Here is a 23,883-nt window from a genome sequence, read left to right as displayed (position 1 = left end):
TTTTACGTTTCTTTACACAGTTTGGTTTTATTGTGTTCACCTACTTAACCTAGTTAGTTAATAGCAATCCGATTTGATTGATGAATTTTCGGTTTTAATTTTCAGGTTTTCAACCTATTTTCTAATCACCAAAACCTACAAAACTATCCCTTGAACTGTTAAACATTGGAGTCGAATTTTCTATGTCAGACCCCAACATTGGTCGCTTACTCGGAAACCGTTACCAACTACAAGAGCTAATTGGCTTTGGCGCAATGGGACGAGTCTATCGTGCTAAGGATACGTTGCTGGGAGGTGTCCCTGTTGCAGTCAAGTTTCTAACTTTATCAATGCAAAACGAAAGGATGCGTTGGCAAGAAAGATTTGAGCGAGAAGCTAAAACTTGCGCCTTACTCGGTCAAAAAAGCATCCATATCGTCCGAGTCATGGACTATGGGGTAGATGAAATATACTACGTTATGGAATATCTACAGGGACAAACATTAGGTCAGATCATTCGTAAAAAACACCTAAGTTTACCAAGATTTCTCAGAATAGCCAAGCAAATCGGTTTAGGACTACAGTGCGCTCATGATGGTATTCCTGTAGATGGAAAAATTTGTCCAATCATCCATCGTGATATTAAACCGGGCAATATTATGGTGATTCAAGATCCCAGTTTTGGAGAATTAATCAAAGTTTTAGACTTTGGTATTGCTAAATTACTCATGTCTGATAGTGACCATACCAAGTTTTATTTAGGAACTTTGGCTTATTCTTCTCCTGAACAAATTGAAGGTAAAGAACTAGATAGTCGTTCTGATATCTACAGTTTTGGGATCATGATGTTTGAAATGCTGACTGGTAAAATTCCTGTGGTGGCATCAACCAACACCTTTGGAGCATGGTATAAAGCGCACACTTTTGAAAAACCCTGTTCCTTTGCGGAAATTTCTCCTAATTTGCACCTACCCAAGCAATTAGAAGATGTAATTATGAATTGTTTATGCAAAAAACCTAGTGAACGTCCCCAAAGTATCAATGAAATTATTAATATTCTTACTACTGTAGAACAGCAAAAGGACACGCATAATACCACTAAAAATAATCCTGTTATTAATAATACTCATTTCATTAAAGATACTTCGGTTATTAATAATACTCTTATATATCAAGATGCTCAAGAAATTATTAACCCCAACTTCCCTGTAGTTGCCGCACCAGCAGAGAAAATAAAAACCAATCTGCTGACAATTCCCATTACCAATCACAATACACAAGTCGAACTACGGAGATATTCAGTTGATCATGACATCACGCAATTAGTTACTTGGCCACACAATAAACCAATTGCCAATATCGTTTTTATTCAACCCATTTACCACGATAAAAATTTGTTACCAGCGTTATGGGTGATGCTACCCCAAGAAGAAATTCAAAAACGCTTAGTTTGTACTCGCTACAATCAATTTCTATTTATTTCTTCTCCTCATCCGGTCATGTTGTGGATTACAGTTATTTATACCCGTGAACATGGGGCTAAATGGTTGTCTTATTATTTGGATCTCAAAACTAATTCTGGTCAAGAAATCACGGGGTTACTACAGAATACTGGGCAATATCGTTTATTATTCTTTACTAAAGAAACTCCTCATCCTTGCACACATATATTACAATCAAGTATTGCTGCGGCTCAAAGAGAAAAATTGCAAGAGTGGCTTGTTTCTAGTCAGGGTTCAACTTTATCAACGGATGCTCAAATTAGTAAAAATATATTGAAAAAAGAATATGAAAAAATTAAACCTAAAATATTAGCTAAGTTAGAAGCAATTGATACTGATTCTTCATGGGATATTTCTGGTTGATTATCTTAGGAGCTAATTTAAAATTTGTCAGCAAAGACATTAAAAACCTACCGGGGGACTCTTTTGAAAGTTACGCTTGTCAGAGATGATTCTGCCAGTAATGGCAAACAGGATCAGGGCAAGAACCGTACATCTAAGGTAATACCTGAAAAGCGGATATTATCTCCTCGCTTTCATATCGACTTGTGTGTACACCGTAGCCCCTTGACAAGGGGAGGGTTAGGGTGGGGTAATTTGAGGAATCGTAGCTTCGCTTGTGGGGAGGGGATAGGGTTCTTGTATTGTATCTCACTTAACCGATAATCGCTATACTCAAAACGTCTAAAATCTGGACTTTTTTATGATATAAAAAACAAGCTCAAAGCCTCTCCAATTATAAAAGCTGCTCCTTTTCCCTCCCTTGTAGGGGAGGGTCAGGGAGGGGTGCGGGGAGAGGTTTACCAGAGGGGTTCTATATTTGGTTAAACTATAAACCGTTTTCAGTATATATAATACTAAATAAACAACTGTAATCTTTTAAATAGTATGAGTGAAACCCTGGCTGATATTGCTATACCACCGCAGTTTCCTGATCATACTCAACTACCAGAGTCTGATGGTACGTTTGTGAAAAACTTTCAAGAACATCCCCAAAGCATAATTATCACAGATTCCATAATTCAAACTTTACAAAAAAAACATCCCGACGGACAATTTTGTATAGGTCAAGATTGTGGGATTTATTGGCGCGAAACTGAACCACCAGAAAAAGGTACAGTAGCACCAGATTGGTTTTATGTCCCTGATGTAGCACCAAGATTAGATGGTAAAATTCGCCGTTCCTATGTTTTATGGCGGGAATATATTCCTCCATTAATTGTTATAGAATTAGCCAGTGGTAATGGTGAAGAAGAAAAAGATTCAACCCCTCTAGCGGGTTTACAGGGAGGTGAAAAACCTGGTAAATTCTGGGTATATGAACGTATTATCCGTGTTCCCTATTATGCCATCTATGAAGTTAATAATGATAAATTAGAGGTTTATCACTTGGTAGATTTTTCTTACCAAAAAATGCAGCCTAACGAACGTGGACATTATCTTATTGCGCCATTAGGTGTAGAATTGGGACTATGGCAAGGAAGTTACTTAAATAATCCTGAACAACTTTGGCTGCGCTGGTGGGATTTAGATGGTAATTTGTTATTGGTAGGTCAAGAAGAAGCCCAATTACAAAAATTAAGGGCTGAACAACAACAACAAAGGGCTGAACAAGCAGAACTCAAAGCTGCAAAATTAGCAGCACGTCTACGAGAAATGGGTATAAATCCAGATGATGATTTATAATTAAATAAACGAACCACAGAGGCACAGAGGACACAGAGAGAATATGGAAAGGGCTATTTTGTCAAGGGATTTACAGTTTAAACAAGTTAATGGGGTGAGTTTTTTTGCTGATTTCCTGTTAGCTGGTATGGTTTTGGGTCCCCCTATTGCTCCTTTTTTGGCTGCGTCTGGTGTGTTTTTGCTTCCGGGGATTGCGGACATTATCTACTTTATGGGTAATCATGTATGTCCGCAGCCTACTATGGGTTTGGAGTTAGCACCACCTTTTATTATGGCAGTTTGTATGCGCTGCTATGGCACAGTGACAGGGCTATTAATTACTCGAATTTTGTATGCGGTAACTAATGGTAAAGGTGCTTTTTGGTTAAGTCAATATGGTTGGATTGGTGCGGCTTTTGCTAGTATATTGATGATGGCTTATCCGTTGGAACTAGCAGCGCAGATTTTTAGTTTGTGGGATTTTGATAATTATATTGTTACACCTTTTGGTTTGATTACTGGTTTGGCTTGGGGTTTATTTACTATGCCGATTTTGTATCGGTCAACAAATGCAAAAATTCATAATAACTAGCCTACCACTTCCACGTCCAAGTCTATACATAATGTTTGTTAACATTTTCTACTCTCTCTCTTTGATGCAAAAAAATTTATTTAAGCTATGCACCCTGCATAACTACTAAAATCTTTTAAGAATTGATTATTATTTGAAGATAGGTGGTAAAGCGTTGTTTCGCTTCTCCTAATAATCAATAATTGTCTGATTCATCGCTTTAGTTTAATAGTCCTGCATTTTTAATTGACTAGCAACAGTAGCGAATTCAGAAATTGAATTTTTTAGATCCTTATATTCTTGCGTAGTTAAGTTGTGGTTGTCGTGGTATTCATTTAAGAAACTAATCAGCACTAACCTAACAGATTCGATTTTTGCTCTTGTCCTAGCTGCCATCATTGCCTGAGATAAACTAGGATAAATATGGTTATTGCTAATCCCTATTTCTTCATTAGACATCCAGCATTTGAATATATAACCTTGTGATAAAGGTATTAATTCAATTAACCAGCCAAAATATAGATCTTTCCATTCCATTGATAAACTCTTTATTGGCTTAAAAATTATCTTCACTATCAGAATACAACCTCTATATGCAGTTAGCGTGCAGAATTTGTGCAGAATTTGTGTAGATAAAATCTTATAGGGGGCTGTATGATGATGGTGAGCCTATTTTTCTATAAATCAACCATTCTGGAAATTGAAAATCTTATGAATCCTATCTATTATTGGTAATATTAAGCGCAAATTCACAAATAATTTGTATTAGTTGAGACGATATCCCAAACCATGAACTGTTTCAACCAAAGTTTCAGATGCGCCTAAGAGTCTTAATTTTTGCCGAAGAGACTTAATATGAGACCTTACGGTTTCCTCTACCGGAGAGTCATCAACAGACCAAACTTGCTCAATAATACTAGAGCGGCTCAAAACCCTTCTACCATTTGCAACTAGCAATTCCAAAATTGCATACTCTTTAGGAGTTAAGGAGATAAGATGACCGTCATAAGTTGTCTCGTAAGTGCTAGGATTTAAGGCTAACTTTCCCCAAGATAAACTGATTGTACTGGCAGTACTACCTCGTCTAAGTAAAGCACGTATGCGAGCCATTAATTCTTCTAGATCAAATGGTTTTGCGACATAATCATCTGCACCGGCATCTAAACCAGTAATTTTATCAGCTACAGTATCACGGGCTGTTAACATTAATACTGGTGCTGTCGAGTTTCTGTATGCTGGATTGTTCGTGCTAGTATTCCGTAACCGTTGACAAAACTTGATTCCATCTAGCTTTGGCAAAGTTACATCTAGCACTACTAAATCATATTTCATTGACTCTGTTGCGTGCCAAGCTGCTTCTCCATCTTTAGCAACATCAACTACATACTGTCTTCTGGTTAAAGCTTCTGTAAGTGCTTCTGCCAGTTGAGTATCATCTTCAACTATCAGAATTCGCATAATTTATCCCTTATTCAACTAGAGGTAATGAGGGAAATATTAACTTAAATTGACTTGATAAATAAATAAATGGATAATTTATGAAATCGTATATTTCAGGAAAATGGATTGCGGCTGGAGTTTCTTTAGCTATATCGCTAATGGTGCTAGTTACCTTCGCTTCATTTAATAACACTACCGAAATTAAGGAAAATGCTAATCAAGTTCAGCATACTTATCAAACTCTCAATACTTTGACTGATTTATATGCGGCTATGACAGTAGCTGAATCAGCACGAAGAGGGTATATATTTTTGGGAAGTAGGCAAGATTTAGAGCGTTATGAAAATGCCATAAATAATATAAAAACTAAGGTCAGTTTATTAGAAACTCAAATCCATAATAATATCAATCAAAAACAGAGATTTGCCAGTTTAAAATCATTGGTTAATCAAAGATTATCTCTTTTAGAAGAATCAATACAACTTTATCAACAAGATAGAACTGCATTACAACAGCAAACTAATATTACAGAAATCAGTGTTAATTTAAGAGAAAAAATTATACCTATTATTATAAATATTCAAACTGAGGAACAAGGTTTCCTAGAAAGTTCTCTCAAGCAGTCGCAACAGAGTATTCACTTACGAATAATCATGGAAATAATAGGAACTATTTTAAGCCTGGTTGTGATTTGCAGTTTATGTTTTATCATCGAGCGTCAAGGAGTAAAACAAGAACAGATTAAATCCTTGGAAGCTTCCCTTGCTCAAGAAAAAAAAATTGGTGAATTAAAGGTTCAGCTATTTTCTATGATTTCCCATGAATTTCGTACACCTTTAAGTGTAATATTGCTTTCATCTCAGTTATTACGGGAAATTCTGCTGGATTTAGTGGATAAAAAGGAATTAAAAAATCTTGATCGCATTCAGTCTTCAGCAAAGTTGATTAATCACTTATTAACAGATATATTAACTTTGACTAGAGCCGAAGCAGGTGAACTAGATTATAAACCTCAATTAATCAATGTGGAAAACTTTTGTTTGAATCTGCTGGAAGATGTGCAGATGTTTAGTCACACAAATCATATTATAAAGTTCATCAAGGATGGTCAATCTTTTCGTGCTAATCTAGATGAAAAATTGTTGTACTCTATTCTTAGTAATTTGCTTTTAAATGCCATCAAATATTCGTCATCTGGAGGTAGTATATCCTTAGTTTTAAATTCTCAACCAGATACTACTATCTTTCAGGTGATAGATGAAGGTATAGGCATTTCTCCAGCGGAACAGGCTAGGCTTTATGAACCTTTTTTTCGATCTCAAAATGTTGAAGGTATTGTCGGCACTGGGTTAGGATTACCAATTGTTAAGAAGTGTGTAGAAAGACACCAGGGAGAAATTTTGGTGGAAAGTAAAGTTGGAGTAGGAACAACTTTTACTGTAAAAATTCCTCTAAGGGACTTCTAATTAAAAAAATACCCAAAAATTTCTTGTGGTGCGGGACGAATTGCCTGCTAATCATCAAGGACGGGCAGGATGCCCATCCCACAAAATTGGGTAATTTATTGTATTAAATTTTGTGGTTGGAGCATTTTAAAATAAGATTTAACTTAATAAAAATAATTTATTAATGAATATATAGTTAGGTGTACTTAATCTTAGCAATTTCTAAATTGAGAAAAAATACAGTTTTTATTATACCACAAAGTTCACGAGGAATTTATATGTCTGAAGAAACTAGATTGACTTACTCTGATAAAGAAACTGATGGGGTGATGATAGATTTATCTAAAATAGCTGAACAAACACCAACGCCAAATATTAATTTAGCTTTAAAGTTTTTACTAAAGCTACCAGCAGAGGCTTATACAGCATTGCAGCATATAGAAATAATAGCTTCACCTGAAGATTGGCAAAAAATCACCTATCAAATAGCACGTACTTTAGTAGATGCTCAATATGAAATCACTCATCGTCAAATTATGCAACAAATGAAGGTAGATAATTTAGATGAGATAGAATCTGATGATAATATTTTAGCCGCTGCGTTGAAACTTACGAGTTAATTTATATTCCGTTAGTCCTGGAGTGATTCTTGATGATGACACAGCAGGTAAGTTCAATTAGTCCATATTCTTCTATAAAAAACCCATAAAAAAAGGTGGGTTAACAATAAAGTTACCCACCAAATAAATTACCAATATTGTAGAAATCCGTAATTAACCAACGTTAGTTAATAACAACTCACGGGTTTCCGATTTTCTGACTTTTACCTGTCCATCATCGTCTACATCAACAATAGCCTTATCTCCATCTGCAATTTCCCCAGATAAGATCGCTTCAACCAAAGAATCTTCCAAGAGACGCATAATAGCACGGCGTAATGGTCTAGCACCGTAGCTGGGGTCATAACCTTCCTGTACAACCTTCTCTTTAAAGGCTTCAGTCACTTCTAAGGTGATGTTCTTATCTTTGAGGCGACTACCAACATCACGCAGCATGATTTCAGCAATTTGCTTGACTTCATCTTTGTTGAGTTGAGTGAAGACGATAATATCATCCACCCGGTTGAGGAATTCGGGACGGAAATATGCTTTGAGTTCTTCGTTAACTAGGTTACGAATGCGATGATAACTAGCGTCTGCGTGATTATCAAATTCAAACCCTAAGCTGCTACCACCTTTTTCAATTACCTTAGAACCGATATTAGATGTCAAGATAATTAATGTGTTCTTGAAGTCTACCTTCCGACCTTTGGCATCCGTAAGATGACCGTCATCCAAGATTTGCAGCAGCATATTGAATACATCGGGATGCGCTTTTTCGATTTCGTCGAATAGTAGCACTGTATAGGGTTTGCGACGCACAGCTTCCGTTAATTGTCCGCCTTCGTCGTATCCTACATAACCTGGAGGTGAACCAATCAACTTGGAAACGTTGTGGCTTTCCATGTATTCGGACATATCTAAACGCACCATTGATTCTTCTGAACCGAAGAAGTAAGCAGCTAAGGCTTTGGCTAATTCGGTTTTACCTACACCGGTTGGTCCGGAGAAGATAAAACTGGCAATAGGACGATTAGGACTTTTTAAGCCGACACGGGCGCGACGAATAGCGCGGGAAACGGCTGTAACTGCTTGTTCTTGACCGATGAGTCTTGTATGTAAGGTGTCTTCAAGATGTAAAAGTAACTCTGATTCAGATTCAGTCAGTTTGTTGACGGGAACACCTGTCCAAGAAGCGACAATTTGGGCGATGTCTTCTTCGTTGACGAGGGGAGAGTTAACGGTTTCTTGATTTTCTTCTACATCAAGTCTGGCTTGCAGTTCTAATTCTTGTATCCGCAATTTACCAGCTTTGCCAAAATCTTGAGTTCTGATGGCTTCTGATTTGGCTTTGATGGCGGTGGTTAATTCTCGTTTGAGTTCCTTGTTTTTGGCAATGTGGGAGTGACGCAAGCGGACACGAGAACCGGCTTCATCAATTAAGTCAATGGCTTTGTCGGGTAGAAAGCGATCACTAATATAACGATCTGCCAATTCAGCCGCCGCAATTACCGCTTCATCAGTAATATTAACTCTATGATGTTGTTCGTAAGCACCGCGTAAACCATAAAGAATATCAATAGTTTCTGCTACTGATGGTTCTCCTACCAAAATTGGCTGAAACCGCCGCTCCAGAGCCGCATCCCGTTCGATGTGTTGACGATATTCATCTAATGTGGTCGCACCAATACACTGGAGTTCTCCCCGGGCTAGAGCCGGTTTGAGGATATTAGCTGCATCTAAACCGCCTTCTGTGCCACCTGCACCGACTAAGGTATGAATTTCATCAATCACTAAGATGATGTTCCCTGCGGTGCGGACTTCCTCCATGATTTTTTTGAGGCGTTCCTCAAATTCACCTCGGAAGCGAGTTCCCGCCACTACAGACCCCATATCCAAACTAATTACTTGTTTATCAAGTAAAATTTCGGGAACGTCTTGATTGACAATGCGTTGCGCTAGACCTTCAGCGATCGCTGTTTTCCCCACACCTGGCTCACCAATTAAAACTGGGTTATTTTTGGTTCTCCGACCGAGAATTTGCACCGTTCTTTCAATTTCTAGCTGGCGACCGACTACTGGGTCTAGTCTGCCCTCCTGAGCCAGTTTGGTAAGGTTTCTGCCAAACTCCTCTATAGATAGATTTTGATTGCGCTGGGAATTACTTCTACCACCAGTGACAACCGCTGTATCTTCACCCAATCGGCTCATCACAGCCGAACGGATAACTGGTAAATCCACTCCTAGATTTTGTAATACTTTGGCGGCGACTCCTTCACCAGCCTCCGTTAAACCTAATAATAAGTGTTCAGTGTTTATGTAATTATGTCCAAGACCGTGAGCTTCTCGGAAAGATTGCTCAAACAGGCTTTTTACTTTCGGGGTAAAAGGAATTTCCGGTGGGACAAACCCAGAACCCCGGCCAATTATTTTTTCTACTTCCCGACGGGATTCTTTCAGGGTAACACCCAACTCAGTCAACACTTTAGCAGCAACACCTGTTCCTTCTCCCATTAAACCCAGGAGAATTTGTTCTGTTCCTACAAAATTGTGTCCCAGTCGTCGTGCTTCCTCCTGAGCTAACATGATTACCCTAATGGCTTCGGAAGTGAAGTGTTCAAACATAGCGGGTTCTTTCCCTCGTGCTGCTTGGACTTTGGGTGAGATATTAAGTTCACCCTCATCTAAAGTTTCTTGTATTTTCTTAAAGATAATGTATCTTTATTTTAAGCTGAATGGCAGTAGTGAGAGCCGTAAGTGACAAGGCGTAGTTGCCGTCATTCACTAGATTATGCTGGATAATTAGCAATGGTCGAGATTTTTAATCTTGAGTTGTTGATGGATTGCTAACTTCGTACAGGTATTAATGATGACAGAAATGCCCGGTGGTAAAGACCAACAACATCCACTCTACAACCGCGATCGCCCCCTTATTGATATTTTACTCGCTCAAGACGCAAACGATTACAATTTATCGGAATTAGCTAGACTAAAAATTCGCTATCAAGGTTTCCCAGGAGCGCGAGACATTCAAAGCAACTTAGATAAAGTTTTGCAACGCTGGGGTTTAACTGAAGCTGAACTATTTGCCAAAACCCGTCAAATTCATGATACAGGCGGAGTTTACAAAAGTCGTGGCAAAAAGGATGAGCAGGATTGGAATTAGTCATTAGTCATTAGTCATTAGTCATTGGTCAGTTGTTATTTTTCCTCCACTCCCCCCACTCCCCCCACTCCCCCACTCCCCTCACTCCCCCCACTCCCCCCACTCCCCCTACTTCTCCTGTTCCCTATTCCCTATTCCCTTCTCTCGATATTCTCTAAGTTGCTGGAGGAGTTGTTCTTGGGATAAATTGGGTGGTTCTGGGACTGGTGCGGGGGTTGTTTCCACCTTCTCCACTATTTTGGGTTGGGAATTTATCACTAATATTTGTTTTTGAGGAACAGATGCGGTAATTACTACCTTTGACTGATTAGCATCAGCTTTGAGACCATCTAGAGTTACAGCTACCTTGGTTTTTTCCTGAATATCTTTGCCAGAAGAAACTAATTTACTCAGACCATTTACCAATCGCAGCATATTTTGACGAAACTTAGGATCGCCTGTTAATTCATCTAAATCAGCGGTGATTTTTTGGGTATTTTCAAATGTTGCTCTCGCCGCATCTAAGGTTTGTTGCAATAAAACAATGTTTTTTGGATCATTTAAAGTTTTAGAGGCATCTTTTAAATTCACAGAAGCTTCGGCTGCATTTGCCGATAGGGTTTCTAAATTGGTTAATAATTGTCCTTGAGTTAAGCGATTAATGGCAGGGGATAAACTTGTAACTGTTTGACGAAGTTGATTACTGGTCTCCGTCATACTATTTAAAGTACCAACTAAAGAAGAACGATTGGTAGTGATGAGATTGTCTAAATTTGTTAGTAAGCGATTTGCTTGTTTAGCTGTAATACTAAAATCCTTAGCTGTTGTCCCTAATTGATCTGCGGTTTTGGTAGCAGTTGTAGTTAATTGGGCTGTAGAGCGTTGTAATGTAGATGCCGTACCAGAAAATACACTTATTTGTCCTTTGAAGGTTTTGCTCAAATCCTGTAAATCCTTACTTAAATCGGCGATATTAGCAGCAGCATTAGCCGAGGTTTCTAAGGTGCGATTCACGTTTTTATAGAACTTTTCGTTACTATATTGAGCCGCAAAAATAGTTGATTGACGCATCAGTTCATCTACACTGATGCCAATTGTCCCTCTTAAGCGAGAACCATTACAAATAATCAAGCTAGAATTACAGTCTTTATCTAGAGGTTTGGCAGATAACTTCCCTGGTAAATATCCTTTGGGAGTAATTTCAATAATATTTTCGCTAATTAATCCACTTTGATTAGCTTCAATGAGGGAATTACTGGGAATTATTAAATCAGGGGAGTTAATTTGAATTTCCACATCAATGGCATTTGTTCCGGGTTGAACCTTGGTGATAGTTCCCACTTTCACACCCCGAAAACGGACTACTGAACCCTTTTGCATTCCCCCAGCATTGGCAAATTCGATAATTGCTCTGTAAGAAGTTTCTCCAGGGGTGATTCTATTTAACCACAGTAAAATTGTGCCAAATGCGCCTAACCCCACCAGGAGCAACAATCCTACAGAACCTTCTCTCATCATGCGTGCAGACGTGAAACTGCTAATTAGACCTCGCATTTATTCCTCCACTGATAGCGTTAAACTCAGCAACTTGATTTGGTACTTAACCAACTACTTGAATTGGTCCATGTACACTTCCACTCATAAATTGTCTAATTAGGGGATTTTCTGTATGATCTAAGGCAACTACTGTACCTTGCCATTGCACTTTTCCTTGATAAAGAAATACTATTTGATCGGATGTCCGCCGAATAGTGCTTTCTTGGTGAGTCACAATGGAGTAGGTACTACAGACTCCTTGTGTATTTTGTAAGTCACGGATTAAGTCCTCAATTACCGTTGAGGCAATGGGATCTAATCCGGCTGTAGGTTCATCGTATAATAAAACCTCTGGACTATCTGTAGGACGTTGAGGATTTGACATAATAGCACGAGCAAAACTGACTCTTTTTCGCATTCCTCCAGAAAGTTCTGATGGGTAAAGGTGACTAATATCTGCTAGTCCTACCAATTCTAATTTTTGATTGACTAATTCCCGAATGTGCGATCGCTTTAGTCGAGAATGTTGATAAAGTAGAAATCCAATGTTTTCTTCGACTGTCAAAGAGTCAAATAGAGCCGCTTGCTGAAATACCATGCCAATTCCCACCGGATCAGCAGCATCTTCTATTAAACCCTCTCTGCGTACTCCTTGAATATAAATTTCTCCCTCATCAGGTTTTAATAATCCGGCTATAATCCTTAAAACCGTTGATTTACCAGTTCCCGAAGGTCCAATTATCCCTAGTGCTTGTCCTCGGTATATTTTTAAATCAACATTATCTAAAACCTTGTTGTTACCAAAAGTTTTAGAAATACCTTTTAATTCAATTAATGGTTCTAATGTTTCTGTCATTGCTAGTTAGTAATTAAATTCTCATCTGTCACCTATAATATTTTGTAAAGCACGTTATTTTCCCATTTTACTCAAGTTTATGTCTCCTTATCCTAGTTTAGTTACTGTTTCCGCACTTATACTATATTTTGTGGTGACAATTAATGTTGGTATAGCTAGAGCTAAATATCAAGTCCCTGTACCGCAGACTACAGGAAACCTGGATTTTGAAAGAGTGCTAAGGGTACAACAAAATACCTTGGAACAACTAGCTTTATTTATTCCGGCTTTATGGTTGTTTTCTATTTATGTTAGTCCTATTTGGGGTTCTGCTCTCGGTGCAGCTTGGATAGTAGGAAGAATTGCTTATGCTTGGGGATATTATCAAGCTGCTGAAAAACGCGGTCCTGGTTTTGCAATTAGTTCTCTCAGCGGTATCGTGCTAATTCTTGGTTCGCTGGTGGGGATTATTTTATCTATGGTGAAGTAGTTTTTGTTTCGCGCAAATACGCTAATGAGCAAAGACGCAAAGGAAGAGGGCGGAATTCTGTCCGCCCATACTGGATCTATATGTTTAATTTTGTTTCACCCAACTAAATCAGGAAATACCTCTTGCACAGCAGGATGTACAAGACGGTGATTTTGGACATTTAAACCTTTTGCTAAGGCTGGGTTCATGTCTAAGGCTTTAAGTCCCAGATTTGCTAACTGGACAGTATAGGGTAGGGTACTGTTATTTAGGGCTTGCGTGGATGTCCAAGGCACTGCTCCCGGCATATTAGGAACACCATAATGTACGACTCCCTCATCTATGTATACTGGTTTAGTGTGGGATGTAGGATGTAATGTTTCTACACATCCACCTTGATCAACAGCAACATCTACAATCACTGAACCAGGGCGCATTTGTTTAACTAATTCACGAGATACTAAAATGGGGGCTTTTTTGCCAGGAATTAAGACTGCACCAATGAGTAAATCGGCATCTTTGACTGCGGCTTCAATATGGGCGGAGTTGCTGTAAAGTAGTTCTACTCTCGACCCAAACAAGGTTTCTAGGTAAGATAGACGTTCCACGTTGACATCTAAGATTTGCACCAATGCACCCATACCGACGGCGATTTTAGCGGCTTCTGTACCGACGACACCACCACCTAAAATTACGACTTTACCAGCTTTGACTCCGGGGATACCGCCTAAAAGTACGCCTCTGCCTCCTTGTTGACGTTCTAGGAATCTTGCGCCAAATTGTACGGCTAACCGACCAGCAACAATACTCATGGGTGTGAGTAGGGGAAGTTTATTTGCTCCTGGTTGTTCTACGGTTTCATAAGCGATCGCACAAGTGCCACAATCAATTAAATATTCTGTTAACTGGCGATTCGCCGCTAAATGTAAATAAGTAAATAACAACTGCTCCTTTTGCAAGAATTTATACTCACTCACCAAAGGTTCTTTTACCTTAATAACTAACTCCCGATTCCAAGCAGCATCGGCAGTATTGACAATTTCTGCCCCAGCATTGCGGTAGTCTTCATCAGTAAATCCCGCGCCAGTACCGGCTTCACTTTCTACAAAAATATTATTACCATTTTCCCGTAATACCCGAACACTGGAAGGACTTAAACCTACCCGAAATTCCTGATCTTTAGTTTCTTTGGGAACACCAATTTCCATTGATAACCTCTTATATTTGATTGTTTCACTTTAGCGTGCCAGTACCTAGCTGATTATTTCCGTATTCAGTAATTCAAAATGCAAAATTTTTATTCTCCCTCACGCTACACCTTGACTAATCCGCCAGTCTTCTTACAATAGATAAAGAATAATTAAAAATTGTTAAGTAACGACGACCATCTTCAGCAATTTACTTGAAAAATCTCTGTAAATTTTTGTTTGCCAATTATCAACAAAGGAATCACTGATTATGACACAACAACAACCAACCATCACCCCCAAATTAGAAGAACCTAAATTTGGCTTTAATGAATATGCTGAACGTTTAAATGGCAGAGCGGCAATGATCGGCTTCATTTTAATGGTAGTAATTGAATACGTTACCAATCAAGGTGTACTTGCATGGCTCGGTTTAAAGTAGACTTTTAATCTCAAGTTACTGATAGCTGGCGTGGCATAGTTTAATAAAGTATGAATTGGGTGTGGAGATGTTCTATGGAATGTCTCTACGTTAGTTTTTGGGTGATTTTTGTCCTCATACCTTGTTTCCTAAAATTAACTTATTGCCTCAGTCCTAGTACAATAGAAATAACTGCAATGATCCTCAAAGCAATCACTTCTGTGGGTGTTAATTACCGTACTCCCTTTTTTGCCAAAGGAAATTACAATTGTCCATGCTACTATTTGCCTTTGATGAAACAGACAAATTTTAGCTGGTATGCCCTGCGTAAATTTATACAAAAAATCTAATCTGGAACTAAGTAAGCTGTGATGAATGCTGTATTACCTCGTTTTTTAAAGTCAGCCTACCGCAAAGAACCTATCATTAGTGCATTGATAACAGTGGGAACAATAGATGCGCTGATTGGTGGTTTGGATGATAGTTGGTCACTTTTCACCTTTGGTTTAGGAACAGCCGGAATAGCTCTCGTCTTTAAATTATGGCGAATGCAGCAGCGTCCGGCTTTACCAGAAGAACCTGTTGCACAATATTATTTACCTCCTCAGTCTTCCGCTGACCCTTTACCTGTATTAAAGACTTCCAAGAAGAAACCCCGTCAGTAGTAAAACTCTTGAGGTGCAAAGCTTTGTGATGAGAATTTGTACCTCTTTTGCCTGCAATATACTGTAATACAAATTAGGGCGTAATATAAATTAGGGCGCAGACCCTGCGCCCCTACGGTTTTTGTAGTTTAGTGATTATCAAACTATTCAAAATCAAGTAAAATCCAATTAGTAATTATTACTAAATAGACCGATGAAACTACAAACTACTACCCAAGAAATCAAATTATATAAAAAAGTCAATTTCTCGGAAAATTTAGCATAAATAATCTCAGAATTTGATATGGCGGTTCTTGGTTGAGTGAAATACAAGAACCCCACCCCCAACCCCCTCCCCGCAAGCGATGAGGGGGCTAAGATGTAGCTCATAAGAGCGGAAACCGCTGTAATTACCTTTTTATTAACAACTAACAACTGATGAACAAATTACTCGTAGTAGCGACAGGAAACCCCGGAAAATTGAAGGAAATGCAAGCTTACTTAGCCGATTCTGGTTGGGAATTAGCTTTAAAACCGGAAGATTTGGATGTGGAAGAAACGGGAGAAACCTTTGCAGAAAATGCTTGTCTGAAAGCCTCAGAAATTGCCAAAGCTACAGGTAATTGGGCGATCGCTGATGACTCTGGTTTAAAGGTAGATACCCTCAATGGTGCGCCTGGGGTGTATTCTGCTCGTTATGGGAACACGGATACAGAACGGATTGAGAGGTTATTGAGAGAATTAGGTGATCAGGAAAATCGCCAAGCTCAATTTGTGTGTGCGATCGCAGTTGCAAATCCTCAAGGAGAAATAGTAATTCAATCTGAGGGTATTTGTCATGGAGAAATTTTGTTTGCACCTTCTGGAGATGGTGGTTTTGGTTATGATCCGGTTTTTTATGTACCAGATAAACAATTGACTTTTGCTCAAATGACGACGGATTTAAAAAAATCAATTAGTCATCGTGGTAATGCTTTGAAAGCTTTAGTTCCCCAGTTAATAAAAGTTGTGAATTGATAAATTGAGAATTTAACCCCCTGTCTCAACAATTGTTAGATAAATTAAAGGTGAGGTATTAATTGCCGGCTTGATAGCTTCATTCAGTGATTTTTCAGACACGATTTAACTCTTCTTGTAAATCATCAAAGTCTACAGAAAACACATCTATTTGCTGACGGGAAAGGGATAAAATAAAATCACGGCGGTTTAAGCCGGCTATTTGTGCGGCTTTTTCTTGAGAGATTTCGTTTTTTTGATACCAAAATATAGCTGCTGCTAGGCGCATATCACGGACAAAATCATCTGGGGAAAGACGACGGGCTGAAAATACTTCTGGGGGTAAGTCTAGTACCGCAAGGCGGAAGTCAAAAGTCAAAAGTCAAAAGTCAAAATGAAGACAGTATAGGCCTTTGGAGGATTTAGAATGGTTGGTTTATTTACGCCGTTTTGTACTAGGTTTACTTTAGTCATAATAATATGGTTGATTGTGACAGATATATATTAATTTAATTTTGTTGTAAAAGTGTCTTGTTCATAGTTTCTTATAATTCTTGATCTATATTTTGCGCTAAACTCCCATTTTCTACCAAACCAATAAACTCAGCTAGTGGATCATTTATGATATCTTTTTCACTGGGTAAAGGAATATTATCCCCCGCTTCATAAGCTGTTTCTATCCACAATTCCCGCGCTTCATTGATATTTGTCATTGTCTCTTCTAGGGTTTCTCCTTGAGTGAAACATCCAGGTAAATCTTTGATTTCTGCTACATATCCACCTTCTTCTGCGTCAGGGTAAAGAGTGACGGTATATTGAAGGTTTAAATAGTATTCTAGGGATGGTTTTATCAATTTTATGAAGTTGCTGATAAAAAATGAACTATTAACTAACAGCAAAGTTTGTATATTGTCTGATTTTAGGATGACGAAAACCAAGTACAATATCCTGTGCAGGAACACCTGCTGCTATGAAATCATTAGTGATATCTTCTTCTGTATCATCATATTGAATCCAAATTTTATGATCAATTAAATCTACATGAATTGGTGTGGTATGTAGATATTGATCACCACTCCAACCAATATCTAATACTAAATAACGTCCATGTTCATCATCAAATAAAACTTGAGAGTTATAACCATCAGATATAGAAGCACGATATTCGGCGGTTTCTGTTAATATGCTTTTGATGATTTGTTGATATTTTAATTTGGTATCCATTGTACTATCTCCTCCTATCCCTCTTTTGGGTTTAGGTTTGAGGAAGTGATGGGGTATTGTTTGTAAGGAGCATTTCTTGAAATTCAGCTTTGCGCGACCAGTATGCTACATTAGACACTTGTTCTAGAAGAGTAATATTTTCAAGTTTCCAAATGTCTATGGTATCGTCAAATAATGAAATAAATTTGTACTTTCTTTCTTGAAGGTAGCTAAGGTCTGACCAAACAGTAAAAACATTATCAGCCCTACTATTACCTGCTGTCACACTTGCTGTACTTAGTACATCAATTAATGATGTGTGTTGGCGATATTCGGTGCAAAAATCTACTTTTCGGGAACGCCCAGAACGTCCTGCAAATTTCTTATTTTGTTCAAAAGGTATTTGTTTGTCTGTTAGAAATTCTGCTACTTCTTCTATAATTGACTCAAAAGCTCTAGTTCTAAATGTAAACCAAATATCAGAAACTCTAAATGCTGCTTGCGATAAAGTTGTGACAGCAGAAGCTAAGTTTTCATTTTCTTGTATTCTAATTATTAACATTCCTTTATATCTTTCAACACCATGAGTTAATAGTGTATCTTGAATTAGCGTTTCTTGCTTTTCTGACCTTTTCTCAGATATAGTTTGCATCCGTAGCCAGCGTAAAGTTTCACCTAAATCTGTTAAGATATATTGTCCCTCTTTTTCCTTTAGATATATATCAATAACGTCACCATCAGGATAAAGTAATGGGGTACGTATACGGATATAGTCGTTGACCGTTGAACAGGTAAACAACTCTCCAATCGTTCTGGCAATTTCTTGGCAAGGGGTTAACATTAGAGGAATAAATCTAACTGTAATGGCGGTGGATCTTGCATAATTCCATTATGCTTTATTTTCGACTCTAGACAAAACTGTTGCCATACTTTGACTGGATCGGTGACAGGAGCAGTTATATCTGGTGGAACATAAGCTTCTTTATCTCGATACGGCTCTCTCCAGCGATGCTTGTGTTTTTCTCCTACTAGGTTTCCATCAGGATTTTTATGATCTTGTCCTAAATCCAAAGCATATATTCTACCAGCAGCCCGATGGATGAGTGCGTAAGTTAGTTTTTCTGTTAGCGAGTTATAACTACCTTTAACAAAAATGGGATAACCAGGATTTGAGGTAAGTTCAACACGAAATTCTACAGCAGGAGAATGGTCTTCATCTTCAATCCATAAAATATCACCATCAATTTGTTTTGTTGTATCATTTATAAATTCCTCAAATTCTGCCTGAGTTAACATCAATAGCTAAAAAACACAACATAAATTATTGTGTCATATAAAACACTAAAAAACCTAGTTAACGCCAAATGCGATCGCTATTTTGATTAAACTTAATGAAATTAGGTTAAAATCCGAATATTGGCAATTTTAGGTATAAAAACTAGATTATGGCAAATCCAGAGCATTTAGCACTACTGAAGCAAGCGGTAGGGGTTTGGAATAAGTGGAGATATGAAAATTTAGATATAAACCCTGACCTAAGTTGGGCTAATCTGATTTGGACTGACCTGAGTGGGGCTTACTTGCTTGGGGCTAAACTGTATCAGGCTAACCTGAGTGAGGCTAACCTGAGTGGGGCTGATCTGACTGGGGCTAATCTTAGTTGGGCTGATCTGTATCAGGCTGACCTGAGTTGGGCTGACCTGAGTTGGGCTGACCTGAGTTGGGCTAACCTAAGTTGGGCTAGTCTGTATGGTGCTAATTTAGCAATGTCCCAAATAATTGGTACAGATTTTCACAATGCAACTTTAACAGGTGCTTGTATCAAAGATTGGTATATTACCCATGAAACCGATTTAGATGGTGTAATTTGTGAATATGTTTATCTTGATGAGCAAAAGACAGAAAGACGACCTATAAACGGTAATTTTGCACCTGGAGAATTTACCAGTTTATATAAAAAGATTATAGAAAATACAGATTTAATTTTACGCAAAACTCCCGAAAATGATAATACTTTTAATAATCAAGGAGTTCAATTTTATTCAAATTCAATAATTCATACTTGGGAAAATCTACGTTTCCGATCAAAAACAGAAATCAAAATTGCTGAAGCATTAGACAGAACTGGAGTTTTATTTGTACCCAACTCCTTAGCACGACTCACGACACCCAAAGGTAGAGCAAATAAAGAAGCTGATTTTCTCATTTGTTATAACGGTAAATGGGGAGTTTTAGAAGTTGATGGACCCTTTCACACCGCAGAACGCAGAGTAGAAGAACAAGAAAGAGAACGCATTTTCAAGAAAAACGGTATCAAAGTTGTAGAAAGATTTGATTCTGAAAGATGTTATAACAATCCTGATGAAGTAGTCCAGGAATTTTTCAAAATGATAGAAATTGGATATTCTTAAAATAAAGCATAAAGAAGATCCCCGACTTCTTTTTTAATCTTGTCAATAAAATGTAAATTGATCTAAGAAGTCGGGGATCTGGATCTTGTGGTAAAATTGAAATCGAATTCAAAACCACACACAAAACATGGCTACAAAAATCCCCGTTACCGTCATCACAGGCTTCTTAGGAAGCGGTAAAACCAGTAGGTTGGGTTGAACAAAGTGAAACCCAACAAAGCCTTGTAAATGTTGGGTTTCGTTCCTCAACCCAACCTACATAATTTGGTTTTTTTGAGCTTAACCGACAAGTATTGGGTTAAATAAAGAAACTTACGTTATGATCAAATAAATATCAACAATTATTCCTTAGACTTAAAAATCAATCTTTACAAGATATAATTACTAGTATTATCTCAGAAGTTGGAGAAGAAAGATATGAGGAATTAATCAATTTATTGAAAGTCTATGAATAATTATCTAATTTGCGTAGATGCCAGCTTTACTATTAACTTAATTAATAGTAAATCTATGGATTCACCATTTATCAACCTATGGGAAAATTGGCAACAAAATTCTGATACTATTATTGCTCCCACATTATTTTATTATGAAATCACTAATGCTTTACATCGCATGAATCAAGCAAATTTATTAACCATTGAGGAGACAAAAAAAGCTTTGCAAGATGCGTTAATTTGGGGATAGTTCTTTATGGAAGTTCTCAATTTCCCCAAGTTCACGAAATGGCACTAACTCTAGCAAAAACCCTCAAATTATCTGCTGCTTATGATTCTCATTACCTAGTACCGCAAGGCGGAAGTCAAAAGTCAAAAGTCAAAAGTCAAAATGAAGACAGTATAGGCTTTTGGAGGATTTAGAATGGTTGGTTTATTTACGCCGCAGTGTACTAGTGCAGGTTGGTGTAAATAACATGATCATTAAAATCTCTGAAAATTTGATTGATTACAAGGCTTGAAAATGGTTTATTCACTTACGCCGTGTACTAGTCTGTTTCAATGGACTTGAGCTATGAGACAGGGAATTCATTCCCTGGCGGTTGTGGAAGGCAACAGATAAGCCATTTTTAACTTAAGTTGACACCAATAAGCTTTTACTTTACCCCCACCTATAGAATCAAAGGACGAAGCCGTTTAGAGTATATATTACTTAAAGCCGATGATGAGATTTGAACTCACGACCTACTGATTACGAATCAGTTGCTCTACCCCTGAGCCACATCGGCGTACACAGTCACACATCATAACATAATTTATTGATGATAAAACCAAATTCTCCAAAAAATCTCAACCCGCAACAATATCAACGCCTCAAAGCCGAAGTAGCCGCACCCTATCGAGGGTTAAGGCAATTTATCTATATTGGTGTCGGTGCTTCTGGCTTTATTGGTGCATTCGTCTTCTTCTTTCAACTCCTAGCAGGACGCGATATTGAACAAGCAGCGCCTAATTTTGCAATCCAGCTAGGAGTAATTGGGTTAATGGTACTCCTCTGGAAATGGGAAAACAGAAAGAAGAAGTGAGAGGCAAAAGACAAAAGAAAGATAATAAATATTATTTCTCCCCTGCCCTCTGCCCCCTGCCCCTGCCCTCTACCCCTACCTACTTACCAGTTACCAAATAGGGAGAATTAATGGGTTGAACACGACCGGCATTAACCAGGGCTTGATATACAAAAGCCGCAATATCAGCTCTAGTTGCTTGACGCTGAGGTGCAAGTTCTTTAACAGTGGGATAGTTAATGACTAATTGCCGTGAAGTTGCGGCTGCTACTGGACTAACTGCATAACTGGGAATTTGACTAGCATCAGTATAGAAGTTAATCACAGTCTGAGTATTCGCAGTTAAACCCAAACCATTAGCTAAAGCAACTATTGCTTGCACTCTAGGAATTTGTTGTTCTGGTTTAAAGGTTAAATCAGGATAACCAGACAGGAACGGACTACTAGAAGCTGTTTGAATGGCGCTATAAGCCCAATAATTGCTTTTGACATCGTTAAAAGTAATGCCTTTGCGTGTTGCTGAAGGTTTAAAAGCCTTATTGATAATGGCAGCAAATTGAGCGCGAGTTACAGGTTCATTGGGTTTAAAACTACCATCTGGAAAACCAGCGATAATATTTTGAGAAGCTAAGGCTTCAATGTAAGCTTTTGCCCAATAACCTGTTTGTACATCTTTAAAAGCAGTATTTACAGTATTTCCAGTATTCCCAGTATTGTTATCGGGAGGTGTAGTCACCTTAGCCGCGACAAAATCCACAGCACCAAAAATCCGTTTCTCGTTGATATCGTTACCAATAGCGACAATTTTGCCTTTAGTAGCATTGTTCAGGTCATAACGGGCATTATCACGGATGAGATTACCACCAGGATTTTCACTCGTACCCAAGTTAGGAACTGCACTAATAGTAGAGACAATACCATCTCGTTTATTACTGCGAATGGCATTTTTACGGAGTGTGGGTTTTGCAGTTTCCGAGATAAAAAGACCGTCTGTATTTTGGGTGATATTGTTACTTTCTAATAAAGGTGTGGAACTACCACCAATCGCTACACCAAAACCAGTATCTTGAAATAAGTTGCCACGAATCACACCTTGAGCCGATTTAGTTACGGAAATTCCATTGCCCTTATTTTTCAAGAAGATGTTATTTTCGATTTGGGGATTTCCCGTACCTGTCACAAAAATCCCTTCTCGGATGCTGTTAATAAAGGTACTATTTTTGATTACAGGGTTACTGGATTCTACCCATACAGCCGTTCCCCGTGAATTCGGGTTGGTAAAAGTTAAACCTGTAATGATAGTGCCATTATTCGCTAACAGGGTAATGTCCTGTCTAGCAAAAGTGCGACTGGTGTAATAGCCACCACCGATAATGACGATTCCTTCACCTTTGTTGGATTCATTACCTTGAAGCGTGACTCCAGAATTGAGAACAAGGGGGAATGTTTCACCACTATCTTTACTATAGTTTCCAGGAGCAACCTGAACAACCGTCCCGGCTGTAGCTTTAGAAAGGGCAAAAGTGATAGTTTTATAGGGGGCTTCTGTAGTTCCATTACCAGAAGTATCTTTTCCAGTGACAGAGTTAACGTAAATGACAGTCCCACTAGCTGGTACTTGGGCTGTTAAAGTTGGGGACGCACCAGCTTTAAGTTGACTAAGTATGAGAGTAGAACTACTGGCAACTAATAACAAAGCGGTGAGACTGGTCTGTAAAGATAAACGAGAAATGTGAAAACCCTGATTTTTCATTTTTTTACTGAATTATGTGCTTTTAATTATGGTACTTTCACAAGAGTGCAGTGTAACAGATATTTATCTGCAAAACTTATAACAAACTATACCTGATGATTAGGACTTATGCAGCTAAAATTCTGATTAAAAAAAAATAATGTATCGCAGGAGTCAGGAGTCAGGATTAAAACCCTGTTGTGGGATGAGTTTCATAAATATCTACGGTACGTTGACACAAATAATTGATGTCCTAACCTGTTGTGCATTTAATTTGTATAAGTGGAACAGGCATCTTGCCTGTTAAACAAGAGTTCAGAATATTAGGATTATACAATTTAGCTGTGTAACAGCTTAACCACAAGAGGAATGCGGTAGTGTTGGCAACTTCCCGTCTTCAGACCGAAGGGGAAAACGCACACAGGCGAATTGATTGCCTTCAATATTCGTGATACAATCAAATTGTCACTAAGGGACTTCCAATTAAAAAAATACCCAAAAATTTCTTGTGGTGCGGGACGAATTGCCCGCTAATCATCAAGGACGGGCAGGATTCCCATCCCACAAAATTGGGTAATTTATTTTTTGGTGTTCCCTTAGTC

At 38.2% G+C, this 23,883-nt stretch carries 26 protein-coding genes and 1 tRNA gene; 14 read left to right on the top strand and 13 right to left on the bottom strand.

Translation table 11 applies throughout. From position 1 onward, the window contains the following. Positions 1-182: 182 nt before the first annotated feature. The 3 genes from NG743_RS20660 to NG743_RS20650 all read left to right on the top strand — a co-directional run bounded on the left by NG743_RS20660 (position 183) and on the right by NG743_RS20650 (position 3,738). Positions 183-1,844 (top strand): serine/threonine-protein kinase, encoded by a 1,662-nt coding sequence (locus tag NG743_RS20660; protein ID WP_193962573.1) that lies wholly within the window; start codon positions 183-185, stop codon positions 1,842-1,844. A gap of 525 nt (positions 1,845-2,369) precedes the next feature. Beyond that, complete coding sequence (locus NG743_RS20655; RefSeq protein WP_027402025.1) at positions 2,370-3,167, top strand: Uma2 family endonuclease; 798 nt, start codon at positions 2,370-2,372, stop codon at positions 3,165-3,167. Between the two features lie 43 nt (positions 3,168-3,210). Further along, positions 3,211-3,738 carry a DUF2085 domain-containing protein gene (locus NG743_RS20650; RefSeq protein WP_257120791.1) on the top strand — a complete coding sequence of 176 codons (528 nt, stop codon included), beginning with the start codon at positions 3,211-3,213 and terminating at the stop codon, positions 3,736-3,738. Between the two features lie 204 nt (positions 3,739-3,942). On the opposite strand, the gene NG743_RS20645 is transcribed toward NG743_RS20650, so the two are convergent. Further along, positions 3,943-4,254: a hypothetical protein gene (locus tag NG743_RS20645; RefSeq protein ID WP_027402027.1), complete on the bottom strand. Its 312-nt coding sequence runs from the start codon at positions 4,252-4,254 to the stop codon at positions 3,943-3,945. Positions 4,255-4,482: 228 nt separating this feature from the next. Next, the gene (locus tag NG743_RS20640) at positions 4,483-5,175 is read right to left on the bottom strand and encodes a response regulator transcription factor (RefSeq protein ID WP_027402028.1); all 693 of its coding nucleotides are present in this window, start codon (positions 5,173-5,175) and stop codon (positions 4,483-4,485) included. 80 nt (positions 5,176-5,255) lie between these two features. On the opposite strand from NG743_RS20640, the gene NG743_RS20635 reads away from it, so the two are divergent. After that, the gene (locus NG743_RS20635) at positions 5,256-6,623 is read left to right on the top strand and encodes a sensor histidine kinase (protein ID WP_027402029.1); all 1,368 of its coding nucleotides are present in this window, start codon (positions 5,256-5,258) and stop codon (positions 6,621-6,623) included. A gap of 257 nt (positions 6,624-6,880) precedes the next feature. Beyond that, positions 6,881-7,222: a hypothetical protein gene (locus NG743_RS20630; protein ID WP_027402030.1), complete on the top strand. Its 342-nt coding sequence runs from the start codon at positions 6,881-6,883 to the stop codon at positions 7,220-7,222. A gap of 153 nt (positions 7,223-7,375) precedes the next feature. Here NG743_RS20630 and NG743_RS20625 read toward each other — a convergent pair whose 3' ends face one another. Next, positions 7,376-9,826 carry an ATP-dependent Clp protease ATP-binding subunit gene (locus tag NG743_RS20625; RefSeq protein ID WP_027402031.1) on the bottom strand — a complete coding sequence of 817 codons (2,451 nt, stop codon included), beginning with the start codon at positions 9,824-9,826 and terminating at the stop codon, positions 7,376-7,378. Between the two features lie 244 nt (positions 9,827-10,070). Here NG743_RS20625 and NG743_RS20620 point away from each other — a divergent pair, with 244 nt between their 5' ends. After that, on the top strand, positions 10,071-10,367 hold the full coding sequence (locus NG743_RS20620; RefSeq protein WP_257122168.1) for a DUF3288 family protein: 297 nt from the start codon (positions 10,071-10,073) through the stop codon (positions 10,365-10,367). A 108-nt stretch (positions 10,368-10,475) separates the two neighbouring features. Here the strand turns inward: NG743_RS20620 and NG743_RS20615 are convergent, their stop codons facing one another. Together NG743_RS20615 and NG743_RS20610 are read right to left on the bottom strand one after the other, a co-directional pair. After that, positions 10,476-11,900 (bottom strand): MlaD family protein, encoded by a 1,425-nt coding sequence (locus NG743_RS20615; RefSeq protein WP_027402033.1) that lies wholly within the window; start codon positions 11,898-11,900, stop codon positions 10,476-10,478. Positions 11,901-11,946: 46 nt separating this feature from the next. Then, on the bottom strand, positions 11,947-12,738 hold the full coding sequence (locus NG743_RS20610) for an ABC transporter ATP-binding protein (RefSeq protein ID WP_027402034.1): 792 nt from the start codon (positions 12,736-12,738) through the stop codon (positions 11,947-11,949). Positions 12,739-12,817: 79 nt separating this feature from the next. Here NG743_RS20610 and NG743_RS20605 point away from each other — a divergent pair, with 79 nt between their 5' ends. Next, positions 12,818-13,207 (top strand): MAPEG family protein, encoded by a 390-nt coding sequence (locus NG743_RS20605; RefSeq protein ID WP_015083489.1) that lies wholly within the window; start codon positions 12,818-12,820, stop codon positions 13,205-13,207. Between the two features lie 95 nt (positions 13,208-13,302). Here the strand turns inward: NG743_RS20605 and ald are convergent, their stop codons facing one another. Beyond that, positions 13,303-14,394: an alanine dehydrogenase gene (gene ald, locus NG743_RS20600; RefSeq protein WP_027402035.1), complete on the bottom strand. Its 1,092-nt coding sequence runs from the start codon at positions 14,392-14,394 to the stop codon at positions 13,303-13,305. Between the two features lie 250 nt (positions 14,395-14,644). Between ald and NG743_RS20595 the strand changes: the two genes are divergently transcribed. The 3 genes from NG743_RS20595 (at position 14,645) to rdgB (ending at position 16,455) form a co-directional block, all read left to right on the top strand. After that, positions 14,645-14,815: a CAB/ELIP/HLIP family chlorophyll-binding protein gene (locus tag NG743_RS20595; protein ID WP_027402036.1), complete on the top strand. Its 171-nt coding sequence runs from the start codon at positions 14,645-14,647 to the stop codon at positions 14,813-14,815. 350 nt (positions 14,816-15,165) lie between these two features. Further along, positions 15,166-15,459 (top strand): hypothetical protein, encoded by a 294-nt coding sequence (locus NG743_RS20590; protein ID WP_027402037.1) that lies wholly within the window; start codon positions 15,166-15,168, stop codon positions 15,457-15,459. Between the two features lie 417 nt (positions 15,460-15,876). Further along, positions 15,877-16,455 (top strand): RdgB/HAM1 family non-canonical purine NTP pyrophosphatase, encoded by a 579-nt coding sequence (gene rdgB / locus NG743_RS20585; protein ID WP_257120790.1) that lies wholly within the window; start codon positions 15,877-15,879, stop codon positions 16,453-16,455. Positions 16,456-16,549: 94 nt separating this feature from the next. On the opposite strand, the gene NG743_RS20580 is transcribed toward rdgB, so the two are convergent. From NG743_RS20580 to NG743_RS20560, 5 genes are all read right to left on the bottom strand, one after another. After that, entirely contained in the window at positions 16,550-16,813 is a 264-nt protein-coding gene (locus NG743_RS20580; RefSeq protein WP_193964900.1) for a UPF0175 family protein, read from the bottom strand. Between the two features lie 166 nt (positions 16,814-16,979). Beyond that, positions 16,980-17,288: a type II toxin-antitoxin system HicB family antitoxin gene (locus tag NG743_RS20575; protein ID WP_228044080.1), complete on the bottom strand. Its 309-nt coding sequence runs from the start codon at positions 17,286-17,288 to the stop codon at positions 16,980-16,982. A gap of 31 nt (positions 17,289-17,319) precedes the next feature. Continuing rightward, positions 17,320-17,658 (bottom strand): XisI protein, encoded by a 339-nt coding sequence (locus tag NG743_RS20570; protein WP_257120789.1) that lies wholly within the window; start codon positions 17,656-17,658, stop codon positions 17,320-17,322. Positions 17,659-17,689: 31 nt separating this feature from the next. Next, positions 17,690-18,478: a DUF1828 domain-containing protein gene (locus NG743_RS20565; protein WP_257120788.1), complete on the bottom strand. Its 789-nt coding sequence runs from the start codon at positions 18,476-18,478 to the stop codon at positions 17,690-17,692. Further along, positions 18,478-18,933, bottom strand: coding sequence for a DUF6978 family protein (locus NG743_RS20560; RefSeq protein WP_257120787.1), 456 nt, complete (start codon positions 18,931-18,933; stop codon positions 18,478-18,480). Before NG743_RS20560 ends, NG743_RS20565 begins: the two co-directional genes overlap by 1 nt. A 149-nt stretch (positions 18,934-19,082) precedes the next feature. On the opposite strand from NG743_RS20560, the gene NG743_RS20555 reads away from it, so the two are divergent. The 3 genes from NG743_RS20555 to NG743_RS20545 all read left to right on the top strand — a co-directional run bounded on the left by NG743_RS20555 (position 19,083) and on the right by NG743_RS20545 (position 20,908). After that, on the top strand, positions 19,083-20,048 hold the full coding sequence (locus NG743_RS20555) for a pentapeptide repeat-containing protein (protein ID WP_257120786.1): 966 nt from the start codon (positions 19,083-19,085) through the stop codon (positions 20,046-20,048). Between the two features lie 447 nt (positions 20,049-20,495). Then, entirely contained in the window at positions 20,496-20,735 is a 240-nt protein-coding gene (locus NG743_RS20550) for a type II toxin-antitoxin system VapC family toxin (RefSeq protein ID WP_051424278.1), read from the top strand. A gap of 38 nt (positions 20,736-20,773) precedes the next feature. Then, positions 20,774-20,908, top strand: coding sequence for a hypothetical protein (locus NG743_RS20545; RefSeq protein ID WP_257120785.1), 135 nt, complete (start codon positions 20,774-20,776; stop codon positions 20,906-20,908). A 293-nt stretch (positions 20,909-21,201) separates the two neighbouring features. Here NG743_RS20545 and NG743_RS20540 read toward each other — a convergent pair. Then, a tRNA-Thr gene (locus tag NG743_RS20540) sits at positions 21,202-21,273 on the bottom strand. Between the two features lie 33 nt (positions 21,274-21,306). Between NG743_RS20540 and NG743_RS20535 the strand changes: the two genes are divergently transcribed. After that, the gene (locus tag NG743_RS20535; protein ID WP_027402040.1) at positions 21,307-21,570 is read left to right on the top strand and encodes a DUF3493 domain-containing protein; all 264 of its coding nucleotides are present in this window, start codon (positions 21,307-21,309) and stop codon (positions 21,568-21,570) included. Between the two features lie 79 nt (positions 21,571-21,649). Here the strand turns inward: NG743_RS20535 and NG743_RS20530 are convergent, their stop codons facing one another. Beyond that, positions 21,650-23,302 (bottom strand): DUF1565 domain-containing protein, encoded by a 1,653-nt coding sequence (locus NG743_RS20530; RefSeq protein WP_257120784.1) that lies wholly within the window; start codon positions 23,300-23,302, stop codon positions 21,650-21,652. Positions 23,303-23,883: the final 581 nt, after the last annotated feature.

The organism is Dolichospermum heterosporum TAC447, from assembly GCF_024584745.1.
GTDB lineage: Bacteria > Cyanobacteriota > Cyanobacteriia > Cyanobacteriales > Nostocaceae > Dolichospermum > Dolichospermum heterosporum.
Note: the sequence above shows the minus strand (reverse complement) of the source record. Positions and strands in the feature narration are given on the sequence as shown.